The 13,263-nt window shown below is 53.2% G+C and carries 11 protein-coding genes; 3 read left to right on the top strand and 8 right to left on the bottom strand.

The genetic code is table 11. The features are described from left to right. Positions 1-43: 43 nt before the first annotated feature. Positions 44-1,267, bottom strand: coding sequence for a lysophospholipid transporter LplT (gene lplT, locus CLR69_RS16720; protein WP_129712130.1), 1,224 nt, complete (start codon positions 1,265-1,267; stop codon positions 44-46). Then, positions 1,264-3,465, bottom strand: a complete 2,202-nt coding sequence (aas, locus tag CLR69_RS16715; RefSeq protein WP_129712131.1) for a bifunctional acyl-ACP--phospholipid O-acyltransferase/long-chain-fatty-acid--ACP ligase — start codon at positions 3,463-3,465, stop codon at positions 1,264-1,266. The genes lplT and aas overlap by 4 nt, the downstream gene beginning before the upstream one ends. A gap of 634 nt (positions 3,466-4,099) precedes the next feature. Here aas and CLR69_RS16710 point away from each other — a divergent pair. Next, positions 4,100-5,755, top strand: coding sequence for a methyl-accepting chemotaxis protein (locus tag CLR69_RS16710; RefSeq protein WP_129712132.1), 1,656 nt, complete (start codon positions 4,100-4,102; stop codon positions 5,753-5,755). 366 nt (positions 5,756-6,121) lie between these two features. Here CLR69_RS16710 and CLR69_RS16705 read toward each other — a convergent pair whose 3' ends face one another. From CLR69_RS16705 to CLR69_RS16685, 5 genes are all read right to left on the bottom strand, one after another. Beyond that, positions 6,122-6,589: a GNAT family N-acetyltransferase gene (locus tag CLR69_RS16705; RefSeq protein WP_129712133.1), complete on the bottom strand. Its 468-nt coding sequence runs from the start codon at positions 6,587-6,589 to the stop codon at positions 6,122-6,124. Positions 6,590-6,591: 2 nt separating this feature from the next. Next, positions 6,592-7,359, bottom strand: coding sequence for an FCD domain-containing protein (locus tag CLR69_RS16700; RefSeq protein ID WP_129712134.1), 768 nt, complete (start codon positions 7,357-7,359; stop codon positions 6,592-6,594). A 95-nt stretch (positions 7,360-7,454) separates the two neighbouring features. Beyond that, entirely contained in the window at positions 7,455-7,772 is a 318-nt protein-coding gene (locus CLR69_RS16695; RefSeq protein WP_048262149.1) for a PTS sugar transporter subunit IIB, read from the bottom strand. Positions 7,773-7,801: 29 nt separating this feature from the next. Then, the gene (locus tag CLR69_RS16690; RefSeq protein ID WP_129712135.1) at positions 7,802-9,238 is read right to left on the bottom strand and encodes a glycoside hydrolase family 1 protein; all 1,437 of its coding nucleotides are present in this window, start codon (positions 9,236-9,238) and stop codon (positions 7,802-7,804) included. Positions 9,239-9,262: 24 nt separating this feature from the next. Continuing rightward, positions 9,263-10,600, bottom strand: a complete 1,338-nt coding sequence (locus CLR69_RS16685) for a PTS sugar transporter subunit IIC (protein ID WP_129712136.1) — start codon at positions 10,598-10,600, stop codon at positions 9,263-9,265. Between the two features lie 268 nt (positions 10,601-10,868). Here CLR69_RS16685 and CLR69_RS16680 point away from each other — a divergent pair, with 268 nt between their 5' ends. After that, positions 10,869-11,213 (top strand): PTS lactose/cellobiose transporter subunit IIA, encoded by a 345-nt coding sequence (locus CLR69_RS16680; protein ID WP_129706524.1) that lies wholly within the window; start codon positions 10,869-10,871, stop codon positions 11,211-11,213. A 257-nt stretch (positions 11,214-11,470) separates the two neighbouring features. Then, complete coding sequence (locus CLR69_RS16675; protein WP_129712137.1) at positions 11,471-12,484, top strand: LacI family DNA-binding transcriptional regulator; 1,014 nt, start codon at positions 11,471-11,473, stop codon at positions 12,482-12,484. 54 nt (positions 12,485-12,538) lie between these two features. Here CLR69_RS16675 and CLR69_RS16670 read toward each other — a convergent pair whose 3' ends face one another. Then, entirely contained in the window at positions 12,539-13,132 is a 594-nt protein-coding gene (locus tag CLR69_RS16670; RefSeq protein ID WP_129712138.1) for a helix-turn-helix domain-containing protein, read from the bottom strand. Positions 13,133-13,263: the final 131 nt, after the last annotated feature.

The raw sequence follows: 13,263 nt of genomic DNA, 5'->3' as shown, positions 1-13,263 counted from the left end.
TTCGCATTGTTCAAAACGTTAGCGTTTTGTCATGCAACCCGAATTATTTAGGGTATGTATTTGTTGCACGGCGTTTAGTCAGGATCAGCCATGCCCACAGCAGCGCAATCGCCAACGCAAACAGGACGCCAAAGCCAATCCCGATCGCGATAACCGAGACACCCAGTTTTACCACCAGAGAATAGAGCCCCAGCATTAACAGCATAGCGCCGTTTTCACCCAAATTCTGTACGGCGATCGCATTACCCGCACCAACGCTGGCTTTCCCACGTTCCTGCAACAGTGCATTAAGCGGAACAATGAAAAATCCCCCCAGCGCCCCCAGCAAAATCAGCAGGGAATAAGCGCTAAGGAGATTATGCTGAAGCGTGAAAATCACGACTACCACGCCGATCAACAACCCCGCAGGCAAGCAGCGTCGCACATTATCAAGCGTGACCAGTCTGGCAGCACCACCCGCCCCCAACACAATCCCAACGGCAACCATCGCATTAAGTAGCGTCGGCGTCGCGTTATCGGTAATACCAAGCGCATGCGGCACCCACAGAACCAGCAGAAAGCGCAGTGTCACGCCCGCGCCCCAGAACATGCTGGTACCAATCAGCGAAAGCCGGGCATCACCATCGCGCCACAGTACTCGACAAGCGGAAAAGAAACTGCTCGCCATCTGTACCGGATGCCACGGCTGCCCTGGACGTGCGGCGTTGAGATGTGGAATCAGCATATTCGCGCCTAATGCCACACCATAAGCCACAGCACACACCGACAGGGCACCGTAAATATTCCAGTCTGCCAGCACGCCTCCCGCTACAGAGCCTGTAAGGATCGCCGCAATGGTCGAGGCTTCCATCAAGCCATTCGCTTTGATCAACTGATCGCCACGCGTGATTTCACCCAGAATGCCGTATTTCGCTGGGGAATACGCGGCCGCACCAATCCCCACCAGCGTGTATCCCAGAAACGGATTACCGCCCACGCAAATCAGCAACGCGCCCGCCAGCTTCAGGGTATTGGCGAACATCATCACCCGCCCTTTAGCGAAGCTATCGGCTATTTGCCCGACAAACGGTGCCAGAATGATGTAAGCGGCCACAAACCCCATCTGCAAAAATGGCTGGCTCCAGTCGGGATACACCAGCTGTTTGATCAGCGCTAACGTGGCAAACAGCAGCGCGTTGTCACCAAACGCGGAGAAGAACTGCGCGATAATCACCGCGCTCATACTGCGCGACAGCAAAGGCGTCGCGGGTTCAGTCTGTTGACTCATGCACTAGGCTCCGACGCGTTAGTAACGGGTTGTTTGATGATCGATGATTCGGCACTCGGCTCTTCAGCCATTTGGCGTAGCGTGACAAAATCAGGCTTACCGCTGCCAAGTAACGGTAGCGCTTTCACATAGCGAATATCGCGTGGTACTGCCAGTTCTGGCACGCCGCTGCTGCGAGCTTGTGCAAGCAGCACATCACGGGTTATCTGGCTGTCCGTTGTAAACAGCACCAGCGCTTCACCTTTGCTGCTGTCGCTCTTCGCACTGGCCGCATGCTGCGCCTCCGGCGACACCTTCACCGCCAGCTGTTCCACGCTTTCGAGCGAAACCATCTCCCCCGCGAGCTTGGCAAAACGCTTCACGCGGCCGATGATGGTGCAGAACCCTCTTTCGTCCAGCTCGACAATATCGCCAGTGTCATACCAGCCCTGTTGCAATTCACCTTCTGCGTTTTCTGCCGCAGGCGCTTCGAGCACGCCGGGATTTTCCACCCGCAGATAGCCTTTCATGATATTCGGCCCACGCAGTTGCAGGCGGCCACCACGTGTAATGCCCGGCACCGTAATCAACCGCGATTCAATTTCAGGCAACAGCAGGCCAACAGAATGGATTTTCGTCGCCATCGGCACGTTGATCGCGACTACCGGCGCGCACTCAGTCACGCCATACCCTTCCAGAATGCGGATACCAAATTTGTCCTGCCAGACCTGACGCGTCGTCTCAGACAGCTTTTCAGCACCAGCCACTACATAGCGCAAACGAGCAAAATCATACGGGTGGGCAAAACGCGCGTAGTTGCCTAAAAATGTAGACGTCCCAAACAGCACGGTACAGTTCTGGTCGTAAACCAGCTCAGGCACGATGCGATAATGCAGCGGACTTGGGTAGAGGAACACGCGAGCGCCCGTCATCAGTGGCGTTAACAGCCCAACCGTTAGACCGAACGCATGGAACAGCGGCAGCGCAGACATGAAGCGATCGCGCGGGGTGAAATCTGCCACGGTACGAATCTGCTCGACGTTCGCCAGAAGGCTGTCATGGGAATGCACCACGCCTTTCGGGTTCCCCTCAGAACCGGAGGTAAACAGCACAATGGCCGCATCATCGGGTTTCTGCGGTAGCATCGCGCGAGCAGGAAACAGCAGATGAAACAGGATCCACAGCTTATCCGTCAGCGTCACGGTGTCTTTCAGATCTTCCAGATAAACCCAGTTGGCCTCGCTGACCTGCTTCGGCAAATCCGTCAACTTGCCCTTTTCAAGAAACTGACGAGACGTGACGATCGTTTTGATCCCCGCCGCTTTCATCGCACTTTGTAGCCCTTTCGCGCCAGCGGTGTAGTTCAGCATGGCGGGAATGCGATTACGCAGCGATGCGCCCAAAATTGATGCCGCAGTAATGGTCGCGTTGGGCAACAGCATGCCGACATGTTCATCAGCACGGGTGAAGCGCTGCAAAATGCGCGATACGCCCAGTGATTTTTTCAATAAGCCCTGATAGCTGTCTTCGTTAAATGAGATATCCGCAATGCTGGCAGAATGCCGTCCGTAACGGGATCTCGCCGACAGAAATGCCTGATACAGCGTATGCTGTGGGCGTATTTCCATCCGCGCCTTCATCATGATCTGGTGCAAGTGTTCACCAGCTAGTGCGCGACGCGCTCTGGCGCTACTGGCTTCCGGCATCGGCAATGTGGTCGGGGGCAAATAGGTGATAGTAATCTGTGGGAGGCAACGGCGTTTAAATACGCCCGCCAGCCGACCAAACGGTGTGAATTCAGCGCCATCAATGCGCACGGGAATAATCGTTGCCCCAGATTTCGCTGCGACAAACGCTGCGCCGCTGTAAATCTTCATCAGCGATCCGGTAACACTGATGCGCCCTTCAGGGAAAACCACGACAGGCTGACCACGTTCGATCACTTTGATCAGCCCTTTAATCGCCAGAGGTTTGGTGGGATCCAAAGGCACAAAATCGATATAAGGCTTCAACCAGCGCATAAACCAGCGATCGGAAATCGAGGAGTACACGGCAAAAACAGGTTTTATCGGTAAAAATAACGCCAGCAGGACACCATCGAGGAAAGAGACGTGATTGGGGGTGATGAGCAATTTGGATTGCTGAAACTGGCTGCTGTCGCCCTCGATCCGGATGCGGTACAGACGCTGGAACACCCAACGTAACAGGGTATGAATCATGCCTTCTCCCAATAGACAGATAAACGGGCAGCTTGCCAGAGCGCAAAACCGCCAAGCGATACGTCAAAATACTATATACACGCCATAGTTCAAGCGACGGGTACGCGTCATAACGCAAAGATTGCCGTCGGCACATCATTCACATAGCATTAAAATCGCTGGAGATAACGAAAGCGGGAAATTCAGGCAAAAAAAAACCTACGCATCCGCGTAGGTTGGTGTAATCAAATGATTTCAATGTACAGAGTACATCGATGTATCACCAATCAATACCTCTGGGACTTGATACTCTAAGGATCGCCACTTATCTTCACCAGCGATGAATCGAAAGAGTTATTCTATAAGTGCAACCAACTGTAAAATTCTAGCGAATCATGTAAGACAACCGCCTTTTCGGCGCCTTTTCACCAGATAAATACCGCTATTTTCCCCTAAAGGTTCCTTTTCTCTCCGATCTCTCTTTTTCGCCATTTTCCCATCCGATCACATTTCCTGATTTTTTATGGGTAAATGACCATTCAAACACAGGGGCATTAGTCCACTTTTTCAACAGAATCAATCAGAAAGTGAGGCGTAGGATCGCGGAGTCTGCATGGGGCAGACGCTGAATTTAACCAGGTGTGTGTAACAAATAATGAAGAACTACAAAATAGGTACCCGACTGGCCGGCGGCTTTGGCCTACTTATTGCGCTTTCGCTGGCTATGCTGACCAGCGGTATTTACCAACTAAACCAGGTGTCCAGCAGTACACAACAGATGATGCAAGAACCATTGCGCAAAGAACGGCTGGCATCGGACTGGCATGCCACGCTCGTCGCCGGAGTCCAACGCAGTATGGCGGTAGCACGCAGCAATGACGATTCACTGGTTGAGCTATTTGCCGCAGAAAATACCCGCGCCAGTAAAGAAAGCGGTAAACGACAAGAAGAGTTTGCCAGCCTGATCTCTACGCCAGAAGAAAAAGCCTTATTCGACAAAGTTGGCGAATACCGTCAGTCCTACATCAAAAAACGCGATGCAATTATCACGGAAAAAGCGGCGGGCAATTTCGATCGCGCCAGAACGCTCTTCGACAATGAGTTTGTTCCGGCTTCCAATGGCTATCTGGAGAGCGTGGAAGCCCTGCGCAACCACCAGCGTGCCAGCATCGACAAAATGGGACAAGACATTAACGCTGGCGCAAGCCGTGGCGATCTCATCCTTGCCATCACGGGCGTACTGAGCGCGATTATCGGCGTCCTGATCGCTTGGGTGCTCACCCGCAGTATCGTGCAGCCGCTGGCGCGTGCCGTCCGTGCGACACAGGCTGTCGCGGCAGGCGATCTGACGCATAACGTACAACCGGAAGGACGCGACGAAGCGGCTCAATTACTGCACGCCCTGCAAGATATGACTGTGCACCTGCGCTCTATCGTTGGCGAAGTTCGCCAAGGGTCTGAATCCATCGCGGGTGCTTCCTCACAGCTTGCTGCGGGCAATATCGATCTGTCCAGCCGCACAGAAGAACAGGCTAGTGCGCTACAGGAAACGGCAGCCTCCATTGAGCAATTAAGCTCGACGGTCAGGCAGAATGCCGATAACGCCCGTCAGGCCAACCAACTGGCGCAATCAACCACGCAGCAAGCGCAGTCGGGTGGGCAGTTAGTGACAGAAGTCGTGGAAACGATGGGCGCGATCGACTCTTCATCGAAGAAGATCGTGGATATTATCGGCGTCATCGACAGCATCGCATTCCAGACCAACATTCTGGCACTGAATGCCGCCGTAGAAGCCGCACGAGCAGGTGAGCAAGGTCGCGGTTTCGCCGTAGTCGCCAGCGAAGTGCGCAGTCTGGCACAGCGCAGCGCCTCTGCGGCCAAAGAGATCAAAGAGCTAATTGATCGCTCCGTTCAAACGGTGGAAGCGGGCAACCGATTGGTGGTGCAAGCGGGTGTGTCGATACAAGATATCGTCAACGGTGTGCGCAAGGTCAGCGACCTGGTCGGAGAGATCAGTTCCGCCAGCAATGAACAGACGATGGGCATTGAGCAGGTGAACGTTGCGGTGAACCAAATGGAAGTGACCACCCAGCAGAATGCCTCACTGGTGAATGAAGCGTCGGCCGCCACGCAGTCTCTACAACAACAGGCTGCACAGTTGGCCGAGACGGTCAGCCAGTTCCGCTTGGGCACCAGCCATCAGATCGCCCGTACGCCAGCGGCAGCCCCCTCGTTAGCCCTGCAACCTGCGCTGGCCGCGCCGGGTAAGAGCGGTATCTCCGCCGGAGAAGGAGACTGGACATCGTTCTGATGCCATATTCCCTTCAGCTCTCCTCTGCACAGTGCTGGAAGCGCTACGACTTACTGATGGGTTTTGCCGTTATCTGGCGTAAAAATTATGCATCGGTGGGCTTGGCCGCCGAGTGAGCGGCATGGACGCCGCGAAAGCCAGTGCCGCGTCGGGAACGCGTCACTGGCGGCTCGGTTAGCGGTCAAGAGTACCGATGGAACCGCGTAGCGGCATAATTTAGCCGTAAGCCTGGGGTCACGGGGCGAGCGGCGCTTGAGCCGTCCCGTGTCGGGCGCGTACTACGAGCTAGCATGAAAATAACGGTATTACTGCGCACGAAACTGCCTCTGAATTTGCATAGAAACATGACCAAGACGAAGGGACAGCCTACAGCGGCTGATGATACAGCCGCACGGCTTTATCCGGGTAGTCCAACCCATCACCGATGTAACGCCAGCCGTGTTTTTCGTAATAGCCGCTAAACGTGGCGTACAGGTAGAGATCGTCAAAGCCTGCGCGGCGGCAGAAGTCCAGTACGTGCTGTTGCAGCGCCGCGCCCAGACCTTTATCACGATAGCTTTCTTCCACATACAGCGACGCCAGCCAGGGTGTCAGATCCTGTCGGCTAATTAAATCGCAGCGCCATAACCCTACCGTCCCGACTAACCGCTCACCATCCAACGCGATAAACGTCAGCGGTAGCGCCGCAGGGTTCAGGCTATTGCACACCACGCTGGCAAAGAATTCACGACTGTTCTGGCTACCGAATGCCTGCCATATCCAGTCGATCACCTGTTCCTGATGCTGAGGATAATCCGCCAGGTAAACAATATTTACCCTCGACATGGCTGCCATGACTACACCAGTTTCCCTTGAAAAATTGGAACAGAATCAAATAAGTAGCCATCGAACTCCGGCGCATCGGCATCGGATATTTCCATCAGCGTATTTTTGACATTTTCAAGGTGCTGCCACATCGCCTGATAAGAGCCAGACACATCGCGACGCCGCAGCGCCGCCAGAATAGCCTGATGATCCGCCAGCCACTTCAGGCGATAGCCCTGCGTACCAACGTGGGTATAGAGTTGCTGCCAAAGCGCGTTATCGTCACGGCATGCCCAAATATTGCTAACCGTTTCCAGCAGCATCTGGTTTTGCGTCGCGCCAGCAATTTGCAGGTGAAACAGGCGGTCGAAATCACCGCGGTAATCTTTTCCGGCAATCGCAGCCTGTTCCTGTTCCAGTGTTTTACGCAGGTTTTCAATATCCGCCCGCGTCGCCATACGTGCCGCAAACGCCGCGATATTACTTTCCAGCAGTTGGCGCGCCTGTAGCATTTCAAACGCGCCAATATGATTCTTAGCGCTGTCTGCTGCGTCATCTTCATCGGGAATACGTAGGACATAGACCCCGGATCCCTGACGAATATCGACCGAGCCTTCCAGCTCAAGCATCAGCAGCGCTTCGCGCACTATCGTCCGGCTAACGCCATAGGTTTCCGCAATATTTCGTTCAGGAGGAAGGCGCGATCCGACGGGGTAATCCCCTGACTGAATCTTCTGGCGCAAATCACAGCCGATTTCCTGATATTGCTTCTTCTCTTGCAGAACCACATCCTTCGCCACGCTTTCACCCTACATACACTGTCGCCCTGAGTGTGGGCCAGACGTCAGGCCCACACCGAATGTATCCAGCCGCGTACTGACGTCGCGGCGGTGCGCTAGTCTACCAAACTCAGCGCCTGATCCAGTACTTTTGCGCCATTTAATGTGCCGTAGGCGACAGGGTCGATCACCGCGATAGGAATCTGATAGCTGTCCGTCAGCTTTTTATTTTCGTTAAGCTTGAAGCGCACCTGCGGCCCCAGCAGAACAGCAATAATGTCGCTACCGAACTCCTGCAATTCATCCCGCAGATTTTGTTCCGGGATCGCGTAGATCTTAAACGCCATTCCCCGCGCTTCCGCTTCCTTCTCCATCTTGGTGACCACCAGTGAGGTCGACATACCTGCGGAGCAGGCCAGTACGATTCTTTTCATATTCCGTTCCTCATTTTGGTTATCTGCGCCTATTTATCTTCATCATCCAGCGTCAATTCAAGCCGACGCGTGTCATGTAACTGACGAAACCAGGCGGCGGATTTTTTCGGCCGCCGCTGCCGATCCTGTTCCAGATCGATTTCGATCAACCCGTAGCGGTTCTTAAACGCATTCATCGGCGAGACATTATCGGTAAACGCCCACAGCATGTAGCCTCGGCAATTTGCCCCCTCTTCCTTCGCCTTCAGCGTCCAGTAAAGATGCTCGGCAATGAACGCAATGCGGTAATCGTCCTGAATCACGCCTGCATCATCTTTAAAGCGCGCCTCATTCTCGATACCGATGCCGTTTTCTGCCACAAACCACGGCGCATTGTCGTATTCACGCTCTATGCGTTTTGCCATGTCGTAAATAATTTTGGGATTGATCTCCCAGCCGCGCGAGGTGTTCATACGACGCCCCGGCAGCTCAAAATGCTCGTAGTAATAGGCTGGATGGAATGGCGTTTCCTTATTCCATTCACGGCTAGGTGCTTTTACCCGGTGCGGGTAATACAGATTGATTCCCACCTCATCAACCGTGTTATCGCGAATGATCACCAGCTCTTCTTCCGTGTAATCCCACTTCACCTGATGCTGTGCCAGTAGCGCTACCAGCTCCGCCGGGTATTCCCCTTTCAGCGCCGGATCGAGAAAAACCCGGTTATAGAACAGATCGTAAAGGTGTGCCGCTTTCACATCGTGCGCCGCACGGGATCGCGGATACGTGACTTCCGGGTTGAGGATCACGCCGATCGAACCGCCGTCCTGGTCATATCCTTTTTGCCGAAACCGCTGCACCACTTTTGCCGTCGCCAGGTTCTTATGGTGATTCCACTGCATCCAGGTGTGCGTGTTCTGCTCATAAGGGTAGCGTAGCGCGTCCAGATAAACGCGCGTCTGAACCACAATTGGCTCATTGAAAGTAAACCAGCGCTTCACTTTCCCGGCATAGCGGGCAAAAACGGCATCGGCGTACAGCACAAACCATTCCACCACCTGTTTTGATGACCAGCCCTGATACTTCTCCAGCAGACAGGCGGGCAGTTCGTAATGTTCGAGGCAGATCATCGGTTCGATCCCCTGCCGGTGCATTTCATCCAGCAGATTATCGATGTAGGCTGCGTACTCCTCATCGACGATACCTTTCTCATAGTCCAGCATAAAACGTGACCAGTTGATCGACGTACGATAGTGTGTCAACCCCGCCAGTTTCATCAGCGCCACATCTTCCCGGTAGCGGTTAAAGAAGTCCGTCGCTTTCGCCGGGCCATACCCGTTATGCCAGACCTGACGATCCTGCTTGTACCAGAGATCCAGGTAAGAATCCTGCCCTGTCTTCTTGCCGCTCCACCCTTCTGTTTGCCATGCCGATGCCGCAGCGCCCAGAATAAAATCAGGTGGTATAGTCAATGAAACCTTACTCATGCGTTACCTCTCCTCTTGCCCGTTTCAGGCTTTTTCCGCTGCGACCTGCTTTTCCGCTTCCAGCTGTGCTAACTCGGCGCGGCGAGATGCGACTTTGACAAACGGCAGATAAATCAGCATCGCAACGATGATGCACACAATCTGCGTTGCAACCGCCCCCATTGAGCCCGCCGTCGACAGCCAGGCGTTAATGATTGGCGGCGTCGTCCACGGCACCATCACCACCGCTTTACCGGCAAAACCCATACTGGTGGCGAAATAACCAATCGTCCCGGTCACTAACGGTGTGATAATGAAGGGAATAGCCAGAATCGGGTTGAGCATAATCGGCATACCAAAAATCACCGGCTCATTAATATTGAACACGCTGGGGCCGAAAGAAATTTTGGCAATCTCTTTCATCTCTTTACGTTTAGACGCAATCATCACCGCCAGCAGCAGGCCAATGGTCAGGCCGGAACCACCGATGCTCATGTACACATCCCAGAACGGCATGGTGATAATGTTCGGTATCTCATGCCCCTGCTCGAACGCGGTCATGTTGACGGCAATCGCCCCCAACAGCAGCGGTTCACGAATCGGCTTAATCATCTGGTTGCCGTGAATGCCGATCACCCAGAACAACTGAGCGACAAACATCAGCACCAGTAAACCGGGCAAGCTCTGCACCACGGATTCCAGCGGTTGCTGTACAACTTTATAAACGGCGTCATACAGATACATGCCCGTCACGCGGTGAAACACAAACCCAAAGGTGGCGATAGCGACAACCGTGATAATGGAAGGAAACAGCGCGGAAAAAGAGGCCGCGACGTTGGACGGCACACTGTCCGGCATTTTAATCTGTAGCCGATCGACATTTTGCAGCTTGGTATACATCTCGACAGACAGGATGGCGATAAACATCCCCAGAAACAGGCTCTTCGTATCGGAGAACTGTTTCGCCAGCACATCTTTCACCACCATCATCTGCCCGTTGACGGCCATTTCGATCGTGGTTGGCGTAACGGCAATGAAGCAAATCACCGCTAACAGGCCGGGAAACAGCCCACGCGAACCGTTAATCTTCCCAAGCTCAATACCAATCAGGAAGACGGCACCGATAGTCAGAAAGCTGAGCGTGGCATAGTTAATACCGCTCATAATCGGTTTAAGTTCAGCCAGAAAAGAAAACATGGAAAAACTGGCCAGACCATTTTTAGGGTCCATCACCATGTTAGAGATCAGAACGGAAAACGCCCCGACGATAATGACCGGCATCAGCGTAATAAAGGATGCCTTAATCGCCATAATGTAACGCAGACTGTTAAATTTATTGGCAAAAGATCCCAATGAATCAATCAGTTGGTCCTTAAATGACATAACACCACCTCTTTGATCATCATATTGTTATATCGCGTGTAACACGCGGGATGGCCGTTACGCGCAGGGTAAATGCAGGTACCGCGCTTTCGCGTTTGGCATACCAAAAATCAACCATAATGAATTATTTTTCTGTGACAGGATTCTCACAAGTCAATATTGGAATTCCAATATGATGAAAATGTGATTTTTGGCATACCATAATTCTTGGTTATATAAACTCTCAGCCAACGTAGGCTGTTTTCCTGACCGCGATAAGGAACGTACGATGAAAGATACAGAGAACCTCCCTGCATTCGATATGGAACAAACCGTGATGGAATTACTGATCAACGCGGGTGAAGCTCGCTCAAACGCCATGATGGCCATTCAGGCCGCACGTCAGCGAGAGTGGCAACAGGCCGATGAGTTGCTTGCAGCTTCACAAGAAGCGGCTCGTGCCGCTCACCGCGTGCAGACACGGCTAATCGGTTTGGATGAAGGAGAAGGAAAGGTGCCCGTCAACCTGATCATGGTACATGCGCAGGATCATCTGATGACCGCCATGCTATGCCGGGATTTGGCGGAAGAGATTGTCTTATTACGGCGAGAAATGGTTACATCACAAAACTGACAAAAACCTGGTTGAGAAATGAGCATCTGCCGTTAAATCCGACAATATGCCTGTGGTAATATATTATATACTCTAAATAATTCGAGTTTCAGGAAGGCGGCAAGAGAAGGAATCTCGATGAGCTTACTCAGGTAAGTGATTCGGGTGAGTGAACGCAGCCAACGCACATGCAACTTGAAGTATGACGAGTATAGGGTGTTCGTAACAGGGATGGACAGGCGTTTTCAGCCCGTCATCATACTCAATAAGGTGCAGACATGAAAACCATGCTTGAGGTGGCGAAACGCGCAGGGGTGTCTAAAGCGACCGTGTCCAGAGTGCTAAACGGCACAGGGCAGGTCAAACAGTCAACGCGCGATGCCGTATTTCAGGCAATGGATGAACTCGGCTACCGCCCTAATTTTCTGGCGCGTTCGCTAGCTCGTCGTACCTCAAACAGCATTGGTCTCGTTATCTCCAATTTTGACGGCCCCTATTTTGGCCGTCTCCTACGCCGTGCCGCAGAGATGGCGGAAAGCAGCGGTAAGCACCTGATCGTGACCGACGGACACGATACGCCAGAAGACGAACTGCGCGCGGTGCAACTTCTGTCTGACAGACAGTGTGACGCGATTATCCTTTACACTCGCTATATGTCCGAAACGGACATCATGACGCTGCTCAATACGCTGACTATTCCAATCATGGTGATGAACCGTGACCTGCCCCAGGCGCGGGAACGCTGTATTTTCTTCCGTCAACAGCAGGCCGCATTGGACGTGGTGAATTACCTGATCGAACAGGGCCACCGCGAGATCGCCTGCATCACCGCACCGATGCAAACACCAACGGCACGCGCGCGGCTTGCAGGCTATCATCAGGCATTACTCGACCACCAGATCGAGGTTGACCCGCGTCGGGTAGCACACGGAACCAGCATGGTCGCCAGTGGCTATCATGCCGCACGCCAGTTGCTGAATAACGGTGCCAGCTTTAGTGCGCTGTTCGTCAGCAACGATGACATGGCGATTGGCGCGATGAAAGCGCTCTACGAGGCGGGAAAAAAATTACCGCAGGATGTCTCCATCTTCGGCTTTGACGATGAACCTTGTGCGACTTACCTACACCCTTCACTTTCCACCGTCTACATGCCAATTGAAGAAATGGCCGCTGCCGCGATTACACAAGTGCTGGATCTTATCGCGGGCAAAGACGTCAAACCGCTGGAACCCTTCACTGGCGAACTTAAACTGCGCGAATCGGTACAGAAAGGGCCGTATTACACTCAATAAAATTTACAGTAACACCGCGTTCCGTTCAGGCTGCATGTATGAGGAATGGTCTCGTCAGCCGTGTTCAATCAACATCACCGCGCTCGTATCCACCTCCAGTGCGTCAAACAGGTGCGGAACATCCGCCGAATAGCTGATGTAATCCCCCGCACTGAGTTCAATGGGCTGTGTAACAGGCCCGATTCTGGCGCGACCGTGGCTCAGGATCACATGCTCTATCGTTCCCGGGCTATGCGGCTGGGAGAGTCGGACTTCCCCCGGCTGCACCTTAAGCCGATAGATATCACGCTGCACGCCCGCCGGACAGGCAGCCAGCAGCGTCGCGGCATAGTTTGCCTGTTCTGAATAGGTAGCCGCCCCCTCATTAGCCCGAATCACCTGCACATGCTGGCGAGGCTGCCCAATCAGCTGGCTCACCTGCACATCCAGTGCCATCGCCAGCGCCCAGAGCGTTTCCAAACTCGGGTTACCGATCCCACTTTCCAACTGTGAGAGCGTTGATTTAGCCAACCCCGCACGCTTCGCCAGCTCGGTCACTGACAGGTTTAACCGCTCACGCTCGCGCCGGATAGAAACAGCCAGCCGTGCGATAGGCGTAGCGACCTGTATACCCTCTTGTGCGCTATTTTCCTGATTGTTTATCGTCATATTGTTCACCATAACGACCAACCGTTCGACTTGACGAACAATCGATTCGTGTTCATTATTTCGCTCTATTGTTCATTATAAAAAATTTCGTTCGATATAAAAGCACTCTCGCACTGATTTTTTCACACTGA

This window comes from Pectobacterium zantedeschiae (assembly GCF_004137795.1).
Taxonomy (GTDB): domain Bacteria; phylum Pseudomonadota; class Gammaproteobacteria; order Enterobacterales; family Enterobacteriaceae; genus Pectobacterium; species Pectobacterium zantedeschiae.
This window is presented reverse-complemented; position numbering and strand designations above follow the sequence as displayed.